This window comes from Pedobacter alluvionis (assembly GCF_003664035.1).
Classification (GTDB): domain Bacteria; phylum Bacteroidota; class Bacteroidia; order Sphingobacteriales; family Sphingobacteriaceae; genus Pedobacter; species Pedobacter alluvionis.
The window spans coordinates 567,540-593,057 of sequence record NZ_RCCK01000012.1; the positions used below are offsets into that span (position 1 = coordinate 567,540).

General features: G+C 40.4%; 22 protein-coding genes. 18 read left to right on the forward strand and 4 right to left on the reverse strand.

All coding sequences use genetic code 11. The features are described 5' to 3' along the window. The first annotated feature begins 19 nt into the window (after positions 1-19). The 4 genes from BCL90_RS16345 (at position 20) to BCL90_RS16360 (ending at position 7,597) form a co-directional block, all read left to right on the forward strand. Entirely contained in the window at positions 20-457 is a 438-nt protein-coding gene (locus BCL90_RS16345; protein WP_121285061.1) for a DUF1896 family protein, read from the forward strand. Then, on the forward strand, positions 444-5,855 hold the full coding sequence (locus tag BCL90_RS16350) for an N-6 DNA methylase (protein WP_121285062.1): 5,412 nt from the start codon (positions 444-446) through the stop codon (positions 5,853-5,855). The genes BCL90_RS16345 and BCL90_RS16350 overlap by 14 nt, the downstream gene beginning before the upstream one ends. Positions 5,856-6,026: 171 nt before the next feature. After that, the gene (locus tag BCL90_RS16355; protein ID WP_121285063.1) at positions 6,027-6,533 is read left to right on the forward strand and encodes a hypothetical protein; all 507 of its coding nucleotides are present in this window, start codon (positions 6,027-6,029) and stop codon (positions 6,531-6,533) included. A gap of 143 nt (positions 6,534-6,676) precedes the next feature. Continuing rightward, the gene (locus BCL90_RS16360) at positions 6,677-7,597 is read left to right on the forward strand and encodes a WG repeat-containing protein (protein ID WP_121285064.1); all 921 of its coding nucleotides are present in this window, start codon (positions 6,677-6,679) and stop codon (positions 7,595-7,597) included. A gap of 44 nt (positions 7,598-7,641) precedes the next feature. On the opposite strand, the gene mobC is transcribed toward BCL90_RS16360, so the two are convergent. Beyond that, on the reverse strand, positions 7,642-9,642 hold the full coding sequence (gene mobC, locus BCL90_RS16365) for a conjugal transfer protein MobC (protein ID WP_121285065.1): 2,001 nt from the start codon (positions 9,640-9,642) through the stop codon (positions 7,642-7,644). 146 nt (positions 9,643-9,788) lie between these two features. On the opposite strand from mobC, the gene BCL90_RS16370 reads away from it, so the two are divergent. Next, complete coding sequence (locus BCL90_RS16370) at positions 9,789-10,448, forward strand: SMI1/KNR4 family protein (protein WP_208529888.1); 660 nt, start codon at positions 9,789-9,791, stop codon at positions 10,446-10,448. Positions 10,449-10,489: 41 nt separating this feature from the next. On the opposite strand, the gene mobB is transcribed toward BCL90_RS16370, so the two are convergent. Continuing rightward, positions 10,490-11,797, reverse strand: coding sequence for a conjugal transfer protein MobB (gene mobB, locus BCL90_RS16375; protein WP_121285066.1), 1,308 nt, complete (start codon positions 11,795-11,797; stop codon positions 10,490-10,492). Between the two features lies 1 nt (position 11,798). Then, on the reverse strand, positions 11,799-12,236 hold the full coding sequence (mobA, locus tag BCL90_RS16380; protein WP_121285175.1) for a conjugal transfer protein MobA: 438 nt from the start codon (positions 12,234-12,236) through the stop codon (positions 11,799-11,801). Between the two features lie 695 nt (positions 12,237-12,931). On the opposite strand from mobA, the gene BCL90_RS16385 reads away from it, so the two are divergent. The 4 genes from BCL90_RS16385 to BCL90_RS16400 all read left to right on the forward strand — a co-directional run bounded on the left by BCL90_RS16385 (position 12,932) and on the right by BCL90_RS16400 (position 15,728). Continuing rightward, complete coding sequence (locus BCL90_RS16385) at positions 12,932-13,699, forward strand: ParA family protein (protein ID WP_121285067.1); 768 nt, start codon at positions 12,932-12,934, stop codon at positions 13,697-13,699. A gap of 10 nt (positions 13,700-13,709) precedes the next feature. Next, entirely contained in the window at positions 13,710-14,114 is a 405-nt protein-coding gene (locus BCL90_RS16390; protein ID WP_121285068.1) for a DUF3408 domain-containing protein, read from the forward strand. 112 nt (positions 14,115-14,226) lie between these two features. Then, on the forward strand, positions 14,227-14,859 hold the full coding sequence (locus BCL90_RS16395; RefSeq protein WP_121285069.1) for a conjugal transfer protein TraD: 633 nt from the start codon (positions 14,227-14,229) through the stop codon (positions 14,857-14,859). A 56-nt stretch (positions 14,860-14,915) separates the two neighbouring features. Continuing rightward, the gene (locus BCL90_RS16400) at positions 14,916-15,728 is read left to right on the forward strand and encodes a hypothetical protein (protein ID WP_121285070.1); all 813 of its coding nucleotides are present in this window, start codon (positions 14,916-14,918) and stop codon (positions 15,726-15,728) included. 306 nt (positions 15,729-16,034) lie between these two features. Here the strand turns inward: BCL90_RS16400 and BCL90_RS16405 are convergent, their stop codons facing one another. Continuing rightward, on the reverse strand, positions 16,035-16,841 hold the full coding sequence (locus tag BCL90_RS16405; RefSeq protein WP_121285071.1) for a hypothetical protein: 807 nt from the start codon (positions 16,839-16,841) through the stop codon (positions 16,035-16,037). 209 nt (positions 16,842-17,050) lie between these two features. Between BCL90_RS16405 and BCL90_RS16410 the strand changes: the two genes are divergently transcribed. From BCL90_RS16410 to traN, 9 genes are all read left to right on the forward strand, one after another. After that, the gene (locus tag BCL90_RS16410) at positions 17,051-17,356 is read left to right on the forward strand and encodes a DUF4134 domain-containing protein (protein ID WP_121285072.1); all 306 of its coding nucleotides are present in this window, start codon (positions 17,051-17,053) and stop codon (positions 17,354-17,356) included. Positions 17,357-17,367: 11 nt separating this feature from the next. Further along, on the forward strand, positions 17,368-17,700 hold the full coding sequence (locus BCL90_RS16415; protein WP_121285073.1) for a DUF4133 domain-containing protein: 333 nt from the start codon (positions 17,368-17,370) through the stop codon (positions 17,698-17,700). Beyond that, on the forward strand, positions 17,697-20,195 hold the full coding sequence (locus tag BCL90_RS16420) for a TraG family conjugative transposon ATPase (RefSeq protein ID WP_121285074.1): 2,499 nt from the start codon (positions 17,697-17,699) through the stop codon (positions 20,193-20,195). Before BCL90_RS16415 ends, BCL90_RS16420 begins: the two co-directional genes overlap by 4 nt. Before the next feature lie 36 nt (positions 20,196-20,231). Continuing rightward, positions 20,232-20,855: a DUF4141 domain-containing protein gene (locus BCL90_RS16425; protein ID WP_121285075.1), complete on the forward strand. Its 624-nt coding sequence runs from the start codon at positions 20,232-20,234 to the stop codon at positions 20,853-20,855. 26 nt (positions 20,856-20,881) lie between these two features. Further along, a complete protein-coding gene (gene traJ / locus BCL90_RS16430) occupies positions 20,882-21,874 on the forward strand; it encodes a conjugative transposon protein TraJ (protein ID WP_121285076.1) in 993 nt (330 codons plus the stop codon). Between the two features lie 25 nt (positions 21,875-21,899). Next, the gene (traK, locus tag BCL90_RS16435) at positions 21,900-22,523 is read left to right on the forward strand and encodes a conjugative transposon protein TraK (RefSeq protein WP_121285077.1); all 624 of its coding nucleotides are present in this window, start codon (positions 21,900-21,902) and stop codon (positions 22,521-22,523) included. Positions 22,524-22,533: 10 nt separating this feature from the next. Continuing rightward, the gene (locus tag BCL90_RS16440; protein ID WP_121285078.1) at positions 22,534-22,962 is read left to right on the forward strand and encodes a hypothetical protein; all 429 of its coding nucleotides are present in this window, start codon (positions 22,534-22,536) and stop codon (positions 22,960-22,962) included. Between the two features lie 278 nt (positions 22,963-23,240). Then, positions 23,241-24,551 carry a conjugative transposon protein TraM gene (traM, locus tag BCL90_RS16450; RefSeq protein ID WP_121285080.1) on the forward strand — a complete coding sequence of 437 codons (1,311 nt, stop codon included), beginning with the start codon at positions 23,241-23,243 and terminating at the stop codon, positions 24,549-24,551. Between the two features lie 24 nt (positions 24,552-24,575). Then, a complete protein-coding gene (gene traN / locus BCL90_RS16455) occupies positions 24,576-25,502 on the forward strand; it encodes a conjugative transposon protein TraN (RefSeq protein ID WP_121285081.1) in 927 nt (308 codons plus the stop codon). Positions 25,503-25,518 lie beyond the last annotated feature (16 nt).

Consider the following 25,518-nt stretch of genomic DNA (forward strand, 5'->3'; position numbering starts at 1 on the left):
ATCCATCATAAAAAATAAAATGGATAACAAGAGAAAGGACCTTTCCTATTTTGCATTAAGGCTTAAGGAGTTACTACACATTAGTTTTCCTGAACTAGCAAATGATTTAAAATTTATTGACCAACGCTTAAAGTTGGCCGAGAATACCTACGAGCAAGCTTTCCTTAACGGTAATCGTATAGATATATGCACAGAAATTGCTGAAAAAGTTCTATTTGAGGATTTACACTTCTCAAAATTTGATTTGGTTTTCAAAGTAGTCTGTAACGAATTCCATCAGCTTATGGCGGATGAAGAGCTTCGTCCTTTTTCCATAAAAATGCTGACCGTGTGCGAAACTGTTTTCGCACAATATACCTTAACCGAAGAGTTTGCCGACAGTCCTGAGTTTGACATCCTTTATACAGAGTTAACGGGCATCATTCAAATCTGGATCGAGGAAAATGGGCTTCAATAAACGACAGCAGCTTAGATCGAACATTGATGCCCTCCGTATAGTCTTTGAGCTTGAAACAAGTAAACGATCTGCATTAGATGAGGAAAAACGTGCATTAATGCAGTATGGAGGGTTTGGTGGACTCAAGTTTATCCTGAATCCTTTTGAAGAGCCTGTTGATATTAATCACTGGAGAAAAACCGACCATGATTTCTACCCTATGGTCCAAGAGCTGAGGCAGATTTTACTTGATCATTCGGTCGATGAAAAAGAGTACCGAAGGTACGTTGAAAGTATGCGCAGTTCCGTACTAACAGCGTTCTACACTCCTGACAAAATTATTGACGCAATATCGGATACTCTAAGAGCACACGATGTTAAAATCCAAAAATTCCTTGAACCTTCCGCAGGAGTCGGTGCTTTCATCCATTCGTTTACCCAACAGGAAGCATTTGCTGTTGCTGCCTATGAAAAAGACCTGCTAACGGGTAAAATACTCAGACAGCTTTATCCTGATGCGGAGGTAAACATTAGCGAATTTGAAGAAATACCGGCAGAAGTAAATGGCAGTTATGATGTCGTTGCCAGCAATATCCCTTTTGGAGAAACCGCAGTTTTCGACCTTTCTTACAGCAGAGGAAAGGATGAGTCAAGAAAGCAATCCGCTAAAACGGTTCATAATTATTTCTTTTTAAAGGGGATCGATATGCTGCGTGATGGTGGTTTGCTTGCTTTTATTTCCTCTCAGGGCGTATTGAACAGCCCAAGTAATGAACCTATAAGGCAAGCCTTAATGAAAGAATGTGATTTGATCTCAGCGATAAGGTTTCCAAACAATCTCTTTAGTGAAAATGCGGGTACTGATGTTGGCAGTGACTTGATTATTCTTCAAAAGAATACCCATAAAAATAGCCTTACTGCAAGAGAGGAATTATTCTGCCAAAGCCAGCTGACAGAATACAAAACACCTGGCAATGCTTTGTTTCATGGCAGTGAAAGAATTATTCATACGAGCCGGACATTAGCGATGGATGGATATGGGAAACCTGCTCTTACTTACTCGCAGTTTGGCGGCGTGGATAGTATCTCTGTGGAACTTCGCAAAATGCTTTCTGAAGATCTTAGCAGCTATCTGAATGTAGAGCTATACAAACAAGGGCTTCATCAAGACTCTGTTATAGAGCAAATTACTAGTAAAGAAACTACTGCACAGGCAGCTACAACCTTTATTGAGAAACAGGAAACACAGCATCCGGCAAATACGGTAATAGAAAAAACTGATGAGACTTCTTCAGGTGAAGTACAGTTAAGCCTCTTTGACCTGTATGAAAATCAGTTACAGCCTGCTTCTAAAGCTCCCACAAAAAGCGTAAATCCAAAAAAGAAATCAGCCACAAAGAGAAAACCAGCTGGCTATCAGCCCAGTTTATTCAACCTGCCGGATGCGCAAAGTAACGCTCCTGCTTCCTCAAATGCCCAGAAAATAAAACCAGGTTTAACACAGCAGGAAGCATTCATTGGTGATTTATTCTCTGAGAACTACAATGGACAAACTGAAACAGCATCAACGGTTTCGAACAATACCGAGCCGACGGCTTTTACAAGTACTCTTATGGACTGCCATCGAAATGATTCTCTTGTACTTCAAAACGGTCAGGTCGGTTACCTGAAAAAGTTGAACAAGGATAAATCAGCAGCGGAGTTTCATCCACTGCTCCTGCCTTCAACGCAGAAAGCAAGGGCCGAGGCTTACCTATCTGTTCGTGATATTTACTCAGAACTTTATAAAAAAGAAGCGGAACAACAAACCGAGCATGAACATGAAAGACAGATGCTTAATAACCTGTATGATGCTTTTGTCAAAAAATACGGTAATCTCAACAGTGCAGAAAATATCAAGCTAATCAAAACAGATGCTTCCGGAAAAGAAGTTCCTTATTTAGAGCGAGTATTGGGTGGAGTAGTGCACAAAGCCGACATCTTCCACCGCCCTGTTACCTTCTCGACAACGACACTTACGACCAATAATCCCGAAGAAGCCCTGGCTGCTTGTCTTAACCGATATGGAAGTGTCAATCTGGACTTTATGTACCAGATCAGCGAAATGCCGATTGAAGATCTTAAAACAGCTTTGAAAGGCAGGATTTTTTACAATCCACTCATTCAGCAGTACGAGATCACTGAAAAATGGGTTTCTGGAAACGTGGTGGAAAAAGCACAACAGACTGAAGCTTATTTGGCTGAAAATTCAGGTGACCTTGAAAGCAGAGCCAGTCTTATCGCACTACAGGAAGCAAGACCCAGAAGAATTGAATTTGAAGAACTGGACTTTAATCTTGGCGAACGCTGGATACCGACAAAGATTTATGAACACTTTGCCTCTCACCTTTTCGAGACCGAAGTACGAATCAATTATACAGAAGCCAGTGATGATTTTTCGATTGCGTGTGATAAAAAGAATGCGCAGATCACCCAAAAGTATGCGATACAGTCAGAGAGCCGAACATTCGATGGAATTGCTCTGCTAAAAAATGCATTGGTCAACACCACGCCTAATATCACCAAAAAAGTAGAAATCGGGGGTCAGGAAGTTACCGTTCGTGATATGGAGGCGATCCAAATGGCCAATAGTAAGATTGATGAAATTCGTACCGCTTTCAGTGAGTGGCTTCACAATCAGAATGACGATTTTAAAAAACGCCTGACCGATTCGTATAACGATACTTTTAACTGTTTTGTACGTCCCCAATACAATGGGGCTCATCAGGAGTTCCCAGGCCTGGACCGAAAGGCACTCGGAATTGACGACCTCTATGCCAGTCAAAAAGATGCGGTCTGGATGATCAAACTCAATGGCGGGGCGATCTGTGACCATGAGGTCGGAGCCGGAAAGACATTGATTATGTGTACCGCTGCACAGGAAATGAAGCGTTTGGGAATGGTACATAAACCCATGATCATTGGCCTGAAAGCAAATGTCCATGAAATAGCAGAAACCTACCGTACTGCCTATCCCCATGCCAAAATCCTGTATCCGGGGAAAGAGGATTTTACACCACAAAAACGTCTGAAGATTTTCGGCGACATTAAGAATAATGATTGGGACTGCATCATTCTGACCCACGATCAGTTTGGAATGATCCCTCAGTCACCGGAACTGCAAAAGGAAATTTTAGAAGCGGAACTGGATAGCGTTGAAAAAAATCTGGATGCACTGGAGGCGCAAGGTAAAGACATATCGCGGGCGATGCTTAAAGGGGTACTTGTCAGAAAACAAAATCTTGAAGTAAGGTTGAAAACCCTGGAACATGACATTGAAAATCGAAAAGATGATGTGGTAGATTTTAAAATGATGGGCATTGATCACCTTTTAGTTGATGAAAGCCACCGCTTTAAAAATTTAATGTTCAATACCCGGCACGACCGTGTGGCAGGATTGGGTAATATGCAGGGAAGCCAAAAAGCGCTTAACCTGCTCTTTGCTATTCGTACCATTCAGGAAAGAACAGGAAAAGATCTCGGTGCTACATTCCTGTCCGGAACTACCATCAGCAACTCACTGACTGAGCTGTATTTATTATTCAAATACCTCCGTCCCAAAGCCCTGGAAAAACAAGGTATTACCTGTTTTGATGCATGGGCTGCCATTTATGCAAGGAAAACGACAGATTACGAATTTTCAGTAGCGAATAATATCGTACAGAAAGAACGGTTCCGTTACTTCATCAAAGTTCCTGAGCTGGCGCAATTCTATTCGGAGATCACGGATTACCGAACAGCAAAGGACATCGGTATTGACCGTCCTGAAAAAAAAGAAATCCTCTATAACATTCCTCCTACTCCTGAGCAGGAGGTTTTCATCAAAAAGCTGATGGAGTTTGCCAAGACAGGTAACGCCCTTTTATTGGGAAGAGAACCGCTCTCCAAAAGCGAAGAAAAAGCCAAAATGCTGATTGCAACGGATTATGCCAGGAAAATGTCTTTGGATATGCGGATGATCAGCCAAAAATATCAAGATGATCCCGATAATAAAGCTTCCCATTGTGCCGCAAATCTTACCAAATACTACAAAAAATATGATGCACAGAAAGGAACGCAGTTCGTTTTCTCTGACCTGGGCACTTATAAGCCTGGAGAATGGAATGTGTACTCTGAAATTAAACGTAAGCTCGTGGAAGACCATAATATTCCAGCTCATGAAATTAGGTTCATTCAGGAAGCGAAGAACGATAAGCAGCGTAAAGATTTTATCAGGTGGATGAATGAAGGAACGATCCGGGTATTGTTTGGATCAACTGAAATGCTTGGAACCGGTGTTAATGCTCAGAAAAGAGCAGTAGCCATCCACCATCTGGACACGCCGTGGAGACCAAGTGACCTGGCGCAGCGGGATGGCAGGGCGATTAGAAAAGGCAATGAAATAGCCAAGTTCTTTGCTGAAAACACTGTTGATGTAATTATCTATGCGGTGGAAAAGTCGCTTGACAGCTATAAGTTCAACCTGTTGTACAATAAGCAACTGTTTATTGATCAGCTCAAGAATAACAGCCTCGGAAAACGGACTATTGATGAAGGCAGCATGGATGAAAAGTCAGGAATGAATTTTTCTGAATATGTGGCTATCCTTTCAGGGAATACCGATTTGTTGGAAAAGGCAAAACTGGAAAAGCAGATTGCCGGGTTGGAAAGTGAGCGCCAGGCATATAATCGGTCCAAATTTGTTTCTAAATTTAAGCTTGAGGAACTTACTGTGTCAATTGAAGCTGCAAAATCCCGGTTGGATCGGATGAATCTGGATTGGAGTAATCTTGAAAAAAGGATCATGAAAAATAAAGATGGAGTAGTGCTAAATCCGATTAAACTTCACGACGTACCACAAGATGCAGATGTCAAACTAATTGGTAGTAAACTTAACGAAATCGCAAAGAAAGCAAGGACTTCGGGAGAGTATCAGGAGATCGGAAGCTTATACGGTTTTACCTTACTCGTTAAAACAGAGGTTTCTCAAAAAGAGGAAGCAGATGTTAAAGTCAATAAGTTTTTTATTACGGGTGAGAATAATATCAAATACACCTACAATAATGGCATCATGGCAACAGAATCCAAGCTGGCAGCGATGAACTTTCTCAATGCACTCGATAAAATACCGGGCCTGATGAGTGAGCAACAAAAGAAATTGGACGAACTGCAAAAAGATCTTCCCGTTTTACACGATATTGTAGAAGGCACATGGTCGAAGGAAAATAAACTAACTGATTTAAAAACCGAACTTTCGGCAGTGGATAGAAAAATACAGCTAACTATAATGTCAGACAATGAACAATCAGCTGAAACGGTCGAAAAAAAATCATCGGTTTCTGATAGTTCGGAAGCAATAGTACGAACAAAAGGCATTCATTTATCCAGAGGTGTGTTATGAAGGGTAGTATCTTTTGTTTCAATCAAGTCCACTGCATACTTATTTCCCGCTCATCATCTTTGCTTTTGGATTCATCACAAGTTGGGCAATTGCGGGAACTTGATTTTTATATAGGCTGCGTTCCCATCGAAAATTATTATATATTTTTTGCTAACTACTAAACTTTAGAAAATGAAAAATATATTGTTAGTCCTTTTGTTATTATCGCAAACCATTTTTGCACAACATAAAAAGAAAGCGGAGAAAGAACCTCCTTTGTACAAACAAATCGCAGAATATAAAGTTCCTCAAGATCAGTTGTTGAATGGGACTTTAAAAGGTTCAAAATGGTATTTCGACCTAAAAAATTTAGAAGCAGAACCTTTTTTATTGGATAAAGACAAAACTAAACCTGATGTTTTATACTTAGTTGATGCTAAGAACTTTCAGATTAACATCAATCAAAAGAATTGTAAAAGTTCAATAAAAGGCACTTATCAAATCATGAAAATGAATGATGGAAGTACAACTGTATACCAGGGGCATCAATCTTTTAAAATTACTTCACCTAATCAAAAATGTACTGCAAAATTAGCTTCATTTTTATCAGGAGCGCTTGATATCTCTTTTAATGAATCTGGAGAAGTCATGGAGATAAAAGGTCAAACTTTACGCGCCGTATCTGTTCCTGGGTACTAATATTTCCTCTATAAATCATTTCAGTTTAGAAGATAGGATGTTATCTTCTTTATTTGACGTTTTCTTACTAATTTCCTTTTCAAGCTTGTTAAACTTAAGTCTGTATTTCTTGAAAGATTAAGTTATATTTCCATCAGTTTAAAATGCAATTATTTAAAGAAATGAAAAAGTTAATAGTACTTTCACTTATACTAGGTAGTCTTTACAGTTGTTCTCAGGAAAAAGGAAAAAAATTTGCAGAAGATGCAGATGTTCAGAGTACAGACACTATAATAAACGGCTTGGTCATTAAAAATTACAAAGAAAAGGGACTGTATAAAACATTTAAAAACGCAGACAATAAATATGGAATATCGGATGCCAAAGGAAATGTTATTGTAGAGGCTACTAACGACGGGCTTGAAAAGCGAAGCGATTTTTATTATATGTCTCATAATGCGAACAAACCGGATGCCCTTGTTTGGCTGGATATTCAAAACAAAACACTCATCGTTCTTCCGGATTATATAGATCATCATTTAAATATGCGGGGAAACATTGATGTGGTTGTTGATAAGAACCAAAAAATGGGAGTAATTGCTGAGGGAAAAAAAGTTCTGATACCTTTTCAATATGAGAGTATTGAAAAAATAGGCGATAAATATTTTGCAAAACAAAGTGGCAAAAGTAGTATAGATGTTTTTGATCAAAATTTAAAAAAAGATATACTCCCTTTCAGCTTGAAAGATGCTGTTTTGTTATCAGATAAAGCAAATTTAATTACAGCTACCAATGATAAAGGTAAGGTGGGTATCATCAATTCAGATCTGAAATTATTGGCTCCTTTTGAGTATTCAAGCATTGTGCCTTATACCTATGATAATCATTATTTTATAATATCTAAAAGAGAGGCAGATGGTAAGCCTTTATTTGGTATTATGGATAATCAATTTAAAATTGTTGTTCCTGTGACTTATACTTCTATAGACGAAAGTGATAATGAGGAGAAAAAACTTGAAGTAATCAAAGATAATGTAAGCAAAACAGTAGATTTCGGGGATTTTATTATTAAAAAGGGTATGTAATCTTAACCATACTCATATCATGATATATGACACCTCCATTTATTTTAATCTTTCGGTACTAAGTGCTGCAAATCTGGATCATTCTTAATTCTTTCCAGCTCATTTGTTATAATTTTGATTACATCTGTTTTGATCTGCTTATAGTTGGCTTCAATTTCTTGTTTCATGGTGTCTTTTCCTTCATTATCCTCGAATAGTGCGATCTGTGGGATTTTTTGATATTGTTTGGTTTCTTGCGCTACCTTTTCGTTATCAACAATGATTTCTGCATGGAAAATTTTCTGTTCAATCCGTTCCTCAAAATTATCTGATACAGCACCCACAAATACACCTTGGGTCAGTGTTGAAATTTTGGAAGCCGGTATTAAACTGTCAAGTTGTGTTGAGATTGAAGTGGATTTATCATTTCGATTGATGCTCAGGCTTTGTCGTTTCTGCAGAACCTTCCCAAAACGTTCAGATAAACTTTTTGCGGTCTCTCCAACCACCTGTCCACTGAATATATTGCCTACCGTATTCTGGATAACCTTAGCTTCTTTATCGCCATAATCACGTATTAATTGTGAAAAATCCTGAAAACCCAGGCAAACAGCAACCTTATTACTACGAGCCGTTGCGATCAAATTGTCCAGTCCCCTGAAGTAAATCGTGGGTAGTTCATCTATGATCACAGAACTTTTTAGTTGCCCTTTCTTATTGATCAGTTTGACAATTCTGGAATTGTACAGCCCAAGAGCAGCTGAGTAAATATTCTGACGGTCAGGATTATTGCCGACACAAAGTATTTTAGGTTCATTTGGATTATTGATATCCAATGAAAAATCATCACCGGTCATTACCCAGTAGAGTTGAGGCGAGATCATTCTGGAGAGTGGAATTTTCGCAGAAGCAATCTGTCCCTGTAGTTGATCCTGCGCTCCTCCCTGCCAGGCATCCATAAAAGGTGAAAGGTAATTTTCCAGATCGGGATAAGAAGTAAGAATGGTAAATACATCCGAATACTTTTTGTTCAGCAATTCAATAGCATGGGGAAAAGTGCAGTATCTGCCATTATCATAGATCTTAAGAAACCAGATAATAGCTGCCAAGAGAATTATCGGAGACTCAACAAAGAAATCCCCTTGTTTCTGAATCCAGCTTCGGTTAAGATTAAGCATAATCGTGTATGCTGATTCATAAGCATCTGATATATCCGTCATGAAATCCGGATTGATCGGATTGCAGCGATGGCTTTTGCGTGGATCGTCGAAATTGATCACATAGAATTTTGGCTTTACCTCGTATTTATCGGTATGCTTTAAAAGATGATTGTAGGCAATTGTAGAAAGGTCATCGAACTTGAAATCGTAGATATACATGGAGAAGCCCTTTTCGATCTGCTGCTTGATAAAGTTGTTGACCACAGCATAGGATTTCCCAGAACCCGGTGTTCCCAGCACAATGGTGGCCCTGAAAGGATTCACAATGTTAATCCAGCCATTATGCTGTTTTTTGTTGTACCAGAACCTGGTAGGTAAGTTGACGGAATATTCGTTTTCCATCAGTTTGGTTTCCTGCATGAAACTTTCGTTTTCCATATTGAAAACATCATCCATCAGGTTGTCTTTAAGCAGCCTGCTCATCCACACACCTGATACCATGAGACATATGTAGCCCAGGCTTAAACTAAGCGTATAAAAGAAAACTGCTGTGTCAACAGCTAGCTTGAGTAATGGGGTGTTGAGAAAAAACAGTATAAACCCCGCCGCCAGTGCGATGTGAATTTTCTTCCAGGTAATCTTTTCATTTTTAACGCCTTTGGTGCCGAGGCAGCTCAAAGCGAGCAGCAAGATCGAAAAAGTCTTGGTGTAGAGTGGATGCGAAAATAAGCCTGCTGTATTCTGAAAGTTTACCAGGACTTTATTGATCAGGTCAAGGTTCCAGTGCTGTTCAAGGAAAAATCCATAGCAATACCAATAAAGGTGAATGAGCACTATAATTATGCTTACTGCCCGCATAAATCCCATGATTTTAGCGAGACCTCTTAAATCGTCTTCTCCTTGCATTTTGTTGTTTTAATGTTAGGAGCTCAAGCTAAATCAAGATATAAATGGGTATTATAAACTGGCACTTGTTGGCGGTACTTGGCGTCAAATGGCGCTAGATCTTAAGGGTAAGCTTTTGGGATATTAAAATCAATCCGGGATTTAACTTGGATAACGAACTTTGGATTTCACCAGAAATCCGTAATTTAGAAACTAAAAACATGGATCAGACAGCACAACAGTATATATCCGGACTGAAAAAAGCGTACTCCGAGAATCAGGCAGGAGAATCCTGGGATCACTTTGAAAAAATTAAGCATGGAGCGAGCCACGAAGATATTGAAAGGCTTTTCGGGATCTACCCGGATATTCCGGATGCCCTTGTCTGCCTGCTAAAATATGTAGACGGAACGTATTGGCGGGAATATGAGGGGGAAGAAATTGCTTTTTATTTTCTCGGCTCCGACATGCAAGGATATCCATATTACCTACTGTCCTCTCGAGAAATGATCGAAGATAAGGATATGGCAGTTAAATATTATTCGGATTATATTGACCGTAAATATCAGGAAGTAGAGATCAATAAAAAAATCACCGGCACAACAAAAGGCCTGAAATGGCTTCACTTTTCAGATTGCATGAACAATGGCGGAACTTCACAGTTGTTCATTGATTTCAGTCCTTCAGAAACAGGAACAAAGGGCCAGATTATAAGATTTTTACATGATCCGGATGAGTTCAGTGTCATTGCAGACAGCTTTGAAGAATATTTACAGCAACTGATTGATAAAGAATACGACTTTATTAATGAAGACGTACTGGAGTAAAAGAGAGCTGTTGTATGATTACCCACTACCGGAATGAGGAATTAAGTTTGCCGACCAGGTTTTCGTTTTTTCTTTTTCTTCATTTGGTTTTCAAATATTAGCTCATCATAATCTTCGCCTTGAGATTGTGGAAGCAAACCATCTAGGCTTTCTAAAAAGCCTCCCTCATCCTGAGCATTTGAATTTTGAGTTCCATAAAGAAAATCAAACAGATGATGCGGCTTTTCAGCGGTGTTTTTGACGTATTTTTTTTGAGGATTTTTGGCAGTTTGGGATTGTTTTTCAGTTGTATGTTTTGGTCTTTTTTGATGGTTCCACCATTCATTAAATACATTGGCAGAACATTGTTTACCCAAGCGCGAACCATTCCACACGGTCTTCGAGTTGTGATCAATAAAGGTGATCCCATAGACACGACCGTCTTCATTGCGACGGACAACCGTATTGATCCCCTGCTCCTGCAATTGTTTTTTAAAACTGACTTCATCGGTGGAGGTTTGCATTGCCATCTCTACCGTACTGATAAGCATTATTTTGGAAGGCTCCTTATTCAATTCTTCTTTGGATCTTTCGAAATGCTGTCGAAGAAAAGGTAATCCAGCCTTTTTACCAAATAATGAAGCCTTTAGCGGATTGCCTGTTTTCTCCCCATTTTCATTAAGGGCTGAGTAAATAAGTCCTTCTTTTTCTATTCCATCAAGTTCACCTTTAACTAATTCGCTGGTCACATTAAAAAGCGATAGCAGGGCATTGTATTCTCCCATGCTTTGAAATTTATAATAGGCTGGCAGATGACGCACTACTGAAGCAATCTGGCTTTTTAGGTTTCCTTTCCGGTAATCAATCGGGCGGAATATTTTATGATTTTGCGACTGCTCGTTCGGTACTGTTGGTAGCAGCCCATATTTTATTTCTAACTCCCTGGTAATGTTAACAGAACGCCTTTTATCGAATTTGTCGGATATTTTTCGACCTTCCTCATCTATGCAGACCGAGACGATATGAATATGGGTACGGTCAATATCGGTATGTTTAAAAACCACATATGGCTGATTTCCATAACCCATTTGCTCCATGTAGTCCTGTGCAATGTCCTGAAACTTTTCATCACTCACCTGGTCGTTAGGATTTGGATTGAGTGAGATATGCAGGACCGGCTTTTCTGTTTTATTATTTGCGATCAGATATGGCTCGAAAGAGCGGACTAATTGTGACACAGTGTATCTACCGTCTGGCGTTTCGATCATTTTGTGGGTAGCGATGATCTGACCATTTTCATTGTCTACCTTTAGCTTATTATAAGCAAGGGCACCAAATAAATTCTCTCCCCTACCGATTTTCGCGATCATCTTATTCCTCTTTTTTAAAATGCTTTGCTTCAAATTCCTGTGTCAGACGGATGATTTCCTGGCATAATTTCGCCATTTCAACCGTTGCTTTTTCCAGTTTAAAGAGATATGCAGCTGCTTTTTTCTCTGAAAAATTGCGATACAAAAGCTTCACAATCTGGTTATAATTTACCCCTACCGCCCTGAATTGTCCGTATAAAGTCGTGAGCCGCATGTAATAGTCCATTTCAGATTTATCAATTTTGACTGTCTTAATCACCTTTTCGAAAACGCAAGCCGTTATAAAATGGGCCATTACTTTCATACCGGACTGTTCAAAAAGAGACAGGAACCGTGCGTTTTCTTCTGAATTCAAACTGATTGAATACCGAAAGGTAGCAGGATCTTTTTTGGGCTTACGGCCAATTTTTCTTGTTTTCTTTTGACTACTATCTTCCATAATCAATCCATTATAAATTACATAAACTTCGACTCCGGAGAAGTTTTCCAGCCCCCTGCAAGAGCAAGGGTTTTGAGCTGCGGAACTCATTTCCAGCAGCTCAAAACACACCTTGCTGTGTTCCGGTGAACACAAGAATCCGTCCTTCGGACCGGATTACAGATAGCAGGGAAAAAGGCGCAATGCTCTTTAGCGTAGTGTCCATTTTGTCGGGTTGTTTTTGTTTAAATCGATCTTTAAAAATCATTTTACAAAGTAAAGAGCTGTCAACAAAAGAATTGCACTGTGCAGTAGCGCCAAACACTGCCTTTGATGTGCTAAACACTGCCACATATCAATCAGTGGATAAATCAATCGCTTCATTTGCTGTATAATTTTAAAGCAGGCAGTAAAAAATGGAGGTCAGTCTGGAAACAAAAAGGAACTACGCACAGGCAGCAAGGAATAAAAGCATAAGGTTTTAAAAGCATAAAACTTTAAAAGCGCAAAAGCATAAAAACAGTAAGGTGTTTTTCTTTTTGCAGGGTTTAACACCTGCTGTACAATATAGGTGGCACGGCAAATATGAATGCAGATCACCGTACAGGATTAAAGCTAAAAGGCTTGGCTGGAATATATGAATGAAAGGATATGCAAATGCACGATTATTTATTCCCAAATAACAGGTTAAGAAATAAACAATAAAATTTTACATCATGGAAAGCATAACGAAAACTTTAAAAATAAGCTTCTACACCCAAAAGGGCGGTGTGGGAAAATCTACAATGACCACCTTAATGGCAAGTGTACTTCACTACCGTTTAGGCTTTAATGTAGTGGTTATGGACTGTGACTTTCCGCAGTACAGCCTGATGGGTATGAGGGAACGTGACAAGAAAACTATTATGGAGAATGACTACCATAAGAAGGCAGCCATGAAGCAATTTCATTCCATCAATAAAAAAGCATACCCTGTTTTCAAATGCAAGGCCGAAACGGCGTTGGATCAGGCGTCAGAATATGTAAGCCAGTCTGCGGTTAAGCCGGATATTATATTTTTTGACCTCCCAGGCACTGCTAACACCAAAGGGGTGCTGACAACATTGAAAGCAATGCACTATATTTTTTCACCTATGACAGCTGACCGTTTGGTCGTGGAAAGTACATTGGGATTTACGAAGGCTTTTCTTGGACTTCCGCAAACGGACAATGGCAATACGGAGCAAGAAATATGGCTGTTCTGGAACCAGGTAGATGGCAGGGAAAAGACTGGATTGTATGATGCCTATGAAAGTGTTATTAATGGGATCAACCTGCCTATCATGGAAACGAAAATAATGGATAGCAAGCGTTTCCGAAAGGAAACAGACGGCACAGAAAGTTATGTATTCAGGTCAAGTCTGTTGCCTGCTGAAATGCCGCTCCTGAAAGCAACCCGAATGGATTTGTTCGTCAACGAATTTTTAAAAATCACTCATCTGTAAAAATTAAGTTATGGCATCTGATAATAAAAGCAAGGGCTTTGAAAAGCCTGATGTCGATGAAGACTACCTGATGAATGTGATCAGCGGGGATGAGACTTTTAATCCACAGACCACTGATCAGAACCGGAAAACCCAAAAGGATGACAAACCCAGGGTAAAAGTGCGGGCTGGTTTATCTAAGAAAGCAGACTATGAGGAACTATTTCTGGTCAACCGTTTCCCATCAGGACGCAACGGCAAGGTCGTTTATATACGTCCTGAATATCATGAAAGGTTACTGCGTATTGTGCAGTTAACCAGGGAAGAAAAGACGACACTCTACTCCTACATTGATAATATCCTTGAACACCATTTCAGAGAGTTTGGGGAAGATATCACCCATTATTTCAACGAACGTTTTAAGCCCATTTTATAATGAAAAAGTTCAGTAAAAATAAGAGCACTGAAAATCATGTTACCATGTTTGAAGATATGATTCCACAGGAGTTCGACTAAAAATATAAAAGTTTGTTCTAAAAAATGGCATTATGGAAACAGTTATAGTAATCTGCCTTTTGGTAGTCATCGCACTTTTGTTGCACGATAAAATCAGCATCAATAGCCAAGCAACAAAAGTAGAAAAGGAGAGTAAAACGGATAGCATCCTACCCGATATCATTGGGCATTCAAAGCGGCAGCAAAGACAGATCGTGCCAAACACTGCCTCTAAAAGCCAAAAAGAAAGCCTGGTGGAGGAAGGGAATAATTTTGATGAAGAAATCAAGGAGAAAGATTTCAAAAGACAAATTCCGCAGGAAGAGCTGGATGAAATTTTCAGTACGGCTACAGTTGATCTTGAAGAAGAGGAAGAAGAATGGAACAGGTACGAATTTGCTGATGGTGATGCCGGTTTTGCCCAGGGGGTTACCTTTGAAGAACTTGGAACCGTGGGGATGATACTTCGACAAGAAGTCGGAGAACCATCCATGCAAATAAAAGCGGCAGACATCGTTCACAAAATACAGGGAACCGAGCTTTTCGCCCTATTGGAAAATTCGACTGAAAACGCTTCACGGCAAATCGCCGAACTTCTGGACAGCAGGCTGTCACTGGGAGTAGATTCCGGCTCTTCCACTTTGCGGAATAATCTTGATGATTTTGATATTGGAGAATTCATTTGAGGCAGGTCTCTTTATTTCGAACTGAAGGGATAAAACAACCCTAAAAATAAAGATATATGGAACGTGAATTACCGCTCATTACTATCGAAGGAACTGACTTTCTTGTAGATGTAAACAAGCTGGAACTTAGAGAGAAAGCAAATCCGAAGAACATTATCGCATATGAAGACATGGAAGAAGTGGATGATGGATATTCATTCCGATATAGCAGGCTGGAGAAAAATGTTTCAATCAACGTTAACCTGGAAGTTGTGACCATTAAGATTCCGGAATTTGTAAAATTAGACCCGGAAGGCATGGCAGCTAAATACAACATTGATGACGTGAACGGCAAGACCGATTTCGAAGTAATGGTCGACCAGGAAGCCTACGATTTGCGTGTAAAGAAAGGAATGTTGCCAACTGTTGAAATTGCAGGACATACCTTTTATGTCGATATGCGAATGGACAAACTTCGCCCTAAGGACGAATTTCTGTCTAAGGGTATCGTGTTCTCTGATATAGAATCTTACTACGATCGTGACAAAAGGGAATATACCATACCTTATAATCCAAAAACATATGAATTCCAGGAGCCTGATTACGTAAACATTAAAGAGTTTCCAAAAGATTTAATTGCGGTAAGTTTTCCACATGAAAGGTTATTAGATAGAATTGGCTGGAACAGGAAGTATTTTGATGATCTTAAATCCGGCCTGTTAAAATGTGGTTTGAATTTGCGCTTTACTGCAAAGCGAGTTCCGTGGAAAAAAACTTTTCTTGCAGGTGTGATTCAAATCAATATCAGACCTGATGATACGCCAAAAAAAATAGAAGAAAAAAAGCAAACCCATCCAAAGCAGATAAAACTTAAAGGCCGCAGGATGTAGGTTTACTTACTATGTAATTTAATCAACTATATTTTAGGATACGGAATCTCTTATTGTTTTAAAAATTTGCTAAAGCACTTTCTATATTTTCGATGATATCGTTGATTAAATCATCTGGTTCAGGTAGGTTATCCAAATCAACAAGATTATCATCTTTCAGCTAAAAGATATCTAGGTTAGCTTTATCTCTTGATAATAAATCTGCACTGTTATATCTTCTCCAGCGTCCATCGGGATTCTCTTCACTCCATGTTTCAACTCTCTTTTTTCTGTTTTCAGGATTAAGGTCCACAATCAGTTTTAAGGCTAATTTTGAGTTTTATTGCAGTGAATTCTTCTGTTATAAGCTATTTGTTCTCGCAATATGCGATCTAATCGATAGAGCTCAAGATCATTATTGATAAATGAGGTTCTTTCAGGAGAAAAGAATACTTTTAATTCATTTTTAATTCCTTTTAGAGGATTAGAGATCAGTAGTTCATATCTATGAATGAGAAATTTTATGTATTCCTTTTTAATGTACGTAATATCTTTTTGTGTATTAAGTCCAATAAAATCGTGATCTAAGTTTTCTTTATAAAATTTAGAAAGAAATCTATACTCTATAAGCTTTGGCATAAAGCGTTTTAGCCTCATTTCCCTACAAAACAAATTACGATTAAAAACATATTTACGTACAGAAACCTGCACCTGATCAACTTCCAAAAACTTTGCTAGGCAGAGTCGATGTTGCCCGCTAGTGGTAAAATAATGATCCCCATATTGCATAACAACCTTTGGGTCTTCATCCCCATGGATATGCGCTATGATTTCAGATTTGGTTTTGAAATTATCAATCACTCTATCTAATCTTCTAAGGGAATGAATCATCTCTATCCATTTCATTCTCCATTCTTTGGACTTATAAGCAGGACAATTATAACCCCAGGCATATTCCAATCCACAGATCTTTTTTGGAGATATGTATTCAATCATAACCTCCTTCTCCGTAAAAAATCTTGAATGTAGGATATGGCTTGGATGCGCTACATCTTCAGAAATGAATGTTTGATTTTCGTATCCGGGATGAATTGATGCCAACCAATCTTCCCTATCCTGAGGGCTGTATTTCACGTCTAATATTTTGGATGAATTTAGTAAAAAAAACTATTCACTCTCAAAATTGCATCTAATTTTCAACATAAATTCTTCACCACTTAAGTCATGGAAAGCCAAGTAATTCCACTGAATGCCAATTGATTAAGACGGGTTAATGACCCCAATACATTTGTTTCCAAGCCTGCAAAAAGCAGGGAATAATTAACAATTAATCTGTTTTAATTATGGAAAAACAAAGAAAAAAGCTGGTCCTCACCTCTATGGTATTACTGGCAGGTACAGGTGTATTTGCACAGGGAAATGGAGTAGGCGGCATCAATGAAGCTACCCAGATGGTCACCTCCTATTTCGATCCGGCGACCAAACTAATTTATGCCATCGGTGCCGTTGTGGGACTGATCGGAGGCGTTAAGGTTTACAACAAATTCAGCAGTGGAGACCCGGATACCAGCAAGACTGCTGCAAGTTGGTTTGGTGCCTGTATCTTTTTGATTGTCGCAGCAACAATTCTCCGTTCATTCTTCCTGTAATCCCCAGCCTTATGAATACCTATAACATTAACAAAGGCATTGGGCGTACCGTGGAATTTAAAGGTTTAAAAGCACAGTACCTGTTCATTTTCACAGGTGGGCTTCTTGGAATTCTGATCCTTACGATGATCCTTTACATGGCAGGAGTTCATTCTTACATCTGCCTTTTTACCGCTGGTAGCGGAGCGTCATTGATTATCTGGCAAACCTTTTCACTCAACAAAAAATATGGTGAGCATGGGTTGATGAAGCTTGGAGCGAAAAAAAGCCATCCTAGATACATCATCTGCCGCAAGTCCATCCACCGCTATCTGAAATCAGATCCAAAAACGTCAGCCATATGAGAAATATAAGCAAAACCAGTACGCTGGAAAGCAAGTTTCCTCTACTGGCAGTTGAAGACCATTGTATCATTTCCAAGGAAGCTGACATCACGACCTGTTTCCGGGTTCATCTTCCTGAAATTTTTACGGTAGCAGGACCTGAATATGATGCCATGCATTCTGCCTGGCACAAGGCTGTGAAAACGCTGCCCGATTTTACGGTAATCCACAAACAGGATTGGTACATCAAGGAAAATTATCAGCCTTACATCGCTAAACATGATTTAAGCTTTCTGGCCAAATCCTACCAGCAGCATTTTAATGAGCGTCCGTTTTTAAATCATTACTGCTACGTTTTTATTACCAAGACCAGTAAGGAAAGAATGCGGATGCAAAGCAACTTTTCATCGCTATGCAAAGGGGTGTTGGTTCCAAAAGAATTAAGGGATAAAGAAGCGATCTCCAGGTTTATGGAGTCGGTGAGCCAATTTGAAAGGATTGTCAATGATTCGGGATATGTGAAACTGGAGCGGCTTAGTGAAGATGATATTATCGGAACTGATGACAAGCAAGGCTTACTGGAGCAGTACTTTACGCTTTCGAGACAGCATGGAACACCCCTTCAGGATATTGCCCTGGGCGCCGAAGAAATGAGGATCGGTAATAACAGGTTGTGTCTCCATACCGTATCTGATACCGATGATCTTCCGGGAACAGTATCGACTGATACTCGCTATGAAAAATTATCGACGGACAGAAGTGACTGCCGTTTATCCTTTGCAGCACCGGTAGGTCTGCTTTTAAACTGTAATCACATTTACAACCAGTATTTATTTCTGGACAATAGTGATGAAAACCTTAAAAAGTTTGAAAAGTCTGCAAGGAACATGCACTCGCTTGCCCGCTATAGCCGAAGTAATCAAATCAATAAAGAGTGGATCGAACGCTATCTGAACGAAGCCCACTCCTACGGCCTTTCATCCATACGGGCGCACTTTAACGTAATGGCATGGTCAGATAATCCTAATGAGCTTAAACAGCTTAAGAATGATACAGGAAGTGCGCTGGCACTCATGGAATGCAAACCCCGCCACAACACGACTGATGTAGCAACATTATATTGGGCGGGAATTCCAGGCAACGCTGGTGATTTTCCGGCAGAAGAAAGCTTTTACACCTTCATCGAACCTGCGCTGTGCTTTTTTACCGAGGAAACGAATTATCAGGATTCGCTTTCACCTTTCGGAATTAAGATGGCAGACCGCCTTACTGGACGCCCTATCCATCTGGACATTTCCGATCTACCCATGAAAAAAGGGATTATCACCAACAGGAATAAATTTATCCTCGGACCGTCGGGTAGTGGTAAGTCATTTTTCACCAATCACATGGTGAGGCAGTATTACGAACAGGGCGCGCATGTGCTGCTCGTGGATACGGGTAATTCCTATCAGGGACTTTGCGAACTGATCAAAGGAAAAACCAAAGGTGAAGACGGGGTTTACTTCACTTACACCGAGGACAATCCCATCGCCTTTAATCCTTTTTATACCGACGACGGAGTGTTCGATATAGAAAAAAGAGAAAGCATCAAAACCCTGATTTTGACTCTCTGGAAAAGAGATGATGAACCGCCCAGCCGTGCGGAAGAGGTGGCGCTTTCCAATGCTGTGAGTGGCTATATAGATAGGATCAAAAAAGATAATCAAAATCCTTCCTTCAACGGGTTTTATGAATATGTGAGAGGTGGATACCGTACAATCCTGGAAGAAAAGCAGGTCAGGGAAAAAGATTTTGATATCGCCAACTTCCTGAATGTGCTGGAGCCTTATTACAAAGGCGGTGAATACGACTACCTGCTGAACTCAGAAAAGCAGCTTGACCTTTTAACCAAGCGGTTTATCGTATTTGAGATCGATGCGATCAAAGACCACAAGATCCTCTTTCCGATTGTGACCATCATCATCATGGAGGTTTTCATCAATAAAATGCGCAGGCTTAAAGGAATTAGAAAATTGATCCTGATCGAAGAGGCCTGGAAAGCAATCGCCAAGGAAGGCATGGCAGAATACATTAAGTACCTTTTCAAAACAGTAAGAAAGTTCTTTGGCGAAGCCATCGTTGTTACCCAGGAAGTTGATGACATCATTCACTCGCCTATCGTCAGAGAAAGTATCATCAACAATTCTGACTGCAAGATCCTGCTTGACCAGCGCAAGTATATGAACAAGTTCGATGACATCCAGGCGATGCTCGGTCTTACCGACAAAGAAAAAGGTCAGGTATTGTCCATTAATATGAATAACGATTCCTCACGCTTTTATAAAGAAGTGTGGATCGGGCTCGGCGGAACGCATTCAGCAGTCTATGCGACAGAGGTTTCCCCGGAAGAATACCTCACTTATACGACTGAAGAAACTGAAAAACTCGAAGTAATGGCACTGGCTAAAGAGCTGGATGGCAATGTAGAGCTGTCGATTAAAAGGATTGCTGCGTACAAAAGTGAAAACCGATAAAATTCAACTCAATCTTAACATTTAAAATTCAGAACAATGAAAAAATTAATCTTGTGCTGTGGGATACTAATCAGTATGGCCACAGCCAAAGCCCAGTTCGTGGTAACAGATCCAACCAACCTGGCTTCAGGCATCTTGAATTCTGCCAATGAAATTGTGCAGACCTCCAGTACGGTCTCTAATGTGATCAAAAACTTCAATGAAGTCAAGAAAGTTTACGACCAGGGCAAAGAATATTACGACAAGCTTAAGGCCGTCAATAACCTGGTCAAGGATGCGCGAAAGGTACAGCAGACCGTACTCATGGTGGGCAATATTTCAGAACTATACGTCGAGAATTTTGGAAAAATGATGAACGATCCGAATTTCTCTCCGCAGGAACTCACTGCTATTGCATTCGGATATAGTAAGCTTCTTAATGAAAGCGGAGGACTGCTGTCAGAACTGAAACAAATTGTCAATAGCTCATCCCTTTCCATGAACGATAAGGAGCGAATGGAAATAATTGACCGGGTATATAAAGAAGTAAGTGAGTATCACAAACTAGTTAGATACTATACGAATAAAAATATTTCGGTCAGCTATTTAAGAGCCAAAAAGCAAAATGACGCACAACGTGTGATCAAATTGTATGGTACCGCCAATCAAAAATACTGGTAGCATTTAACATCACTAAAAATAGTATTATGGATTTTGAAAATCTTCACGAAATATTGCGCTCGTTATATGACGAGATGCTTCCCCTATCCGCCACGATGGCGGCAGTGGCCAAAGGAGTAGCAGGACTTGGCGCCCTTTTCTATGTAGCCCTTAAAGTTTGGCAGGCACTCAGCCGAGCTGAGCCGATTGACGTGTTTCCGCTTTTGAGACCCTTCGCACTGGGCATCTGCATTATGTTTTTTCCAACCATCGTACTGGGTACCATCAATGCCGTGCTGAGTCCGGTAGTGAAAGGAACCCACGGTATGCTCGAAACCCAGGTTCTTGACTTGAATAAGCTCCAACAGCAAAAAGACCAACTGGAACGTGAGGCGATGCTTCGCAATCCCGAACAGGCATATCTGATCTCCGATGAAGAGTTCGATAAAAAACTCGATGAGCTGGGCTGGTCTCCTGAAGATCTGGGCACCATGGCAGGAATGTACCTGGAACGTCAGGGATACGAGCTGGAGCAGTCGATCAAAAACTGGTTCAGGGATTTGCTTGAAATCCTTTTTCAGTCGGCTGCCCTGGTGATTGATACCATCCGTACCTTCTTTCTGATCGTCCTTTCCATTTTGGGGCCTATTGCCTTTGCAATCTCGGTCTGGGATGGATTTCAATCGACCATGACCCAATGGATATCCCGCTATGTCAGTGTGTATTTGTGGCTTCCGGTCGCCGATATTTTCAGCGCCATTCTCGCCAAATTACAGACCCTGATGCTGGAAAAGGATATTGAAAGATTGTCTGATCCTGAATTCGTGCCGGATGGTTCCAATACCGTCTACATTATCTTCATGATCATCGGAATTGTGGGGTACTTCACGGTACCGACCGTGACAGGATGGATTATTCAGGCAGGCGGTGCAGGAAACTTTATGCGTAATGTCACTCAGGTCTCTCGGGGGGCAACTAATGTAGCAAGTGCCGGTGCAGGAGCTACAGTGGGAAATATTGGCGGGCAGCTTCTAAAATAAATCAGGATCATTTAACAATAAAACAATGGAATTTAAAACCTTAAGAAATTTGGAAAACAGTTTCAGGCAAATCAGGCTCTATGCCATTGTATTTGCCGTCCTCTGTATCCTTGTGGTTGGCTATGCAATATGGAAAGCCTTCAGCTTTGCCGAAGAGCAAAGGCAGAAGATCTACGTTCTTGATAATGGCAAATCACTGATGCTCGCCTTATCGCAGGATGCCGCGACGAACAGGCCTGTAGAAGCGCGCGAACACGTTCGCCGCTTCCATGAACTTTTCTTTACGCTAGCACCGGACAAAAGTGCGATTGAAAGTAACATGAAAAGGGCTTTCGACCTCGCCGATAAAAGTGCCTTTAATTATTACAAGGATTTATCGGAGAAAGGATATTACAACCGCATCATATCAGGAAATATCCAGCAGCGTATTGAGGTGGATAGTGTGCAATGCAATTTTGAAATTTACCCCTATGGGGTCAAGACCTTTGCCAGGCAATACATTCTCCGCGCGAGTAACCTGACCGAAAGAAGTTTGGTCACTTCATGCTTTCTCGTGAACTCAGTCCGGTCGGACAGCAATCCACAAGGATTTAATATTGAAAAATTCAGTGTCATAGAAAATAAAGACCTACGGGTTAGTGAACGCTAAAAAAAGAATCATGGAAAAAGCATATGACTTAGATACGTTCGCGAAAATCCTGACAGATAAAGGGTACAGCGGTTATTTCCATACACAGGCAGCCTATCCTGACAAACTGAAAGAAAGTATAGGCAGGTACCTGGAAGCGTGTCGCAATGGAACCGAAGATATGAGAAAACCTGAATTGCTGCTGAATACCTATCTGCAATACAACGGAGAATCGAAGCCCTACATTAATTGCTTCATGCTGATCAAATACCATCATGAGACATTTGAGCTTGACAGGATGGAGATTGTAAAGAAAGACCAATATGGACAATTAATGAAACAATCAGAATTAACCGGGCTATCTGTCTCTACAGTACCTACCGTTAAGGAGGCAATAGCAATGGTCAATGATGAATTGAAGCAAAAGACAGTTCCCCGAAAGAAGGGTTTTGGGCTTTAAACTTTATAATAAAAAAAGTATGAAAAATATAAGGACAATAATCAAAAAGCGATGTGCCAATCTCAATTCAGATTGGCAAAAGCTCCCTCCCGTAAAGCAGCGAAAATGGATCATCTGTTTTTTTGCCGCGTACCTGCTGCTAACGCTAATTGTCGTGCTGACTGTCTGGTACGATGCCAAAACGGAAGCCGTAAATAATACTGCTGTTAGGGGGCATATCAGCAATCCCATTACAGACAGAGAGCTAAAAGATTCGCTAACTAAAAAAAATCAAGATCATGAAAGACAATGATAACAATAAGACAACGGTAAGGATTACGGAGGGTGACCCAAACAAAGTCCCTGAACCAGAAACGCACGAGAGTGATACTATAAAGAAGCTTAAAAAGCCGCTGATTTTCGTGTTGATGGGGATCGTATTTATTGGATGCATGTACCTGATCTTTGCGCCTTCATCGGATGGGAAACTTCTCGAAAAGGCAGGATTAAATGAGGCTGTTCCCCAAGCTACCGAAGCAGGAATGCAGGCTGACAAAAGTAAAGCTTACGAAGCTGATTTGCTTGAACAGAAGGAAAAGGAGAAAAAGGAATCACTGGCTGCCTTGTCCGACTATTGGAGTGCAGACAGTACTGCTTCAAGTGTAAAACCGGCATCCCCTGCTGCTGCTTTGGAGAGCAATCACAATGAGGCACTGGGAAGTTACCGCAATATTCAGCATACGCTGGGAAGTTTCTATGAAGACCGGGATGAGAGTAGCGCACTAAGAAATGAAATAAAATCTCTGAAAGCGGAACTTGCTCAAAAGGAAACACCACCTTCCAATCCTGTAGCCAATCAATTGGAACTGATGGAAAAATCGTATCAGATGGCAGCTAAATATTTTCCTACCGGTGGTAGTGCAGCGAAAATAGAGGACAAGCCTGGAGCTGCAGGCATTAGTGATTCCGGTAAAGAACAAAAGCAGAATGCATCCTTTGCTGCTTTATTTCCTGCCCGCAAGAATATTGTCTCTGCCTTGTATCGTGAACCTTCTGACAGCGCGTTTCTTTCAGGTTTAAGCCAGATGAATACACGGGATTTCTATACAGCGGGAGAAGCAACTGACAATGATCAAATCGCTAACAGTATCGCAGCCTGTATTCATGACACACAAATCATCACCAGTGACAATGCAGTGCGGATAAGGCTATTAGATAACGTGCGGCTGTATAAAATGGTGATTCCTAAAGGTACTGTGCTGACCGCAATGGCTAAGTTTCAGCCTACACGACTTCAGCTTTTGATCCAGTCAGTGGAATTTAAAGGATACATTATGGCGGTAGAACTGACGGTGTATGATGTAGATGGACAGCCAGGGCTGGCGATCCCGTACTCTTCAGAAAGAAGTGCGCTGACTGATATCGCAGCTAATATGGGCAATACCGGAGGAACGAGCATTTCAATGAGTTCAACGGCAGGTCAGCAGATTAAATCAGATCTGAGCAAAAGCCTTGTACAGGGCATCTCCGGCTACTTTTCAAAAAAAGTCAGAATGCCCAAAATTACGCTGAAGGCCGGTTACAAACTATTTCTGGTTTCTAAAAAATAATATTAACACAATACAATTTAAGATATGAACCCACTATTAAAAAATATGTTAGTGATCATGCTTCTGACGGCATGGACTTTACACCTTCGTGCCCAGGAACATGATACAATACCCAAAAGCGACACACTCGAAACAGAATCAAAGCTAAGAGCCGGAAAGATAGAGCCGTACTGGCTCACCGTAACTTACGATAAGACGACTCATATCATTTTTCCATCTAAAATCAAATATGTAGATCTGGGCAGTGACAACCTGATCGCAGGTAAAGCGGACGAATCAGAAAATGTGCTGCGCATTAAAGCATCGGTAGCAGATTTTGATACAGAAACGAATTTCTCAGTCATTACCGAAGATGGTCGCTTTTACTCCTTCGATGTTTTTTACAGCAAATATCCAGCGACCTTAAACTATGATGTTGAAAAAATGCTGCAGACAAAAATAAAGGAGAAACTCAATGATGTCCTTTTTGAAGATCTGGGACAAAGCAACCGTCCTACCTTGATTGACGCCGCTATGAAATCGATATACAATAAAAATAGAAAGATCATACGACATATCGGTTCCTATAGCTTCGGGATCAGTTTCCAGCTTAAATCGATCTACATCTATAATGGAAAATACTTTTTTCATACGGAGCTAAAAAACATAACGAGCGTACCCTTTCCCATTGATTTTATGACGTTCAAAATTGCGGACAAGAAAACATCCAGACGAACCGCTGTACAGGAAAACGACCTGGTTCCTCTGAGGTTGTATCTACCACTCACAGATGTTAAAGACGGCGGTTCCGAGCGCAATGTGTTTCTCCTGGACCAGTTTACATTAGCCGATGATAAGATTTTTGTTATTGAAATCTTTGAGCGGAATGGCGGCAGGCATCAAAGGATTGAAGTTGAAAATATGGATCTCATCCACGCTAAACCGGTGACGGAGCTGAAGCTCATCTTTTAACCCAAAAAGCTAAATA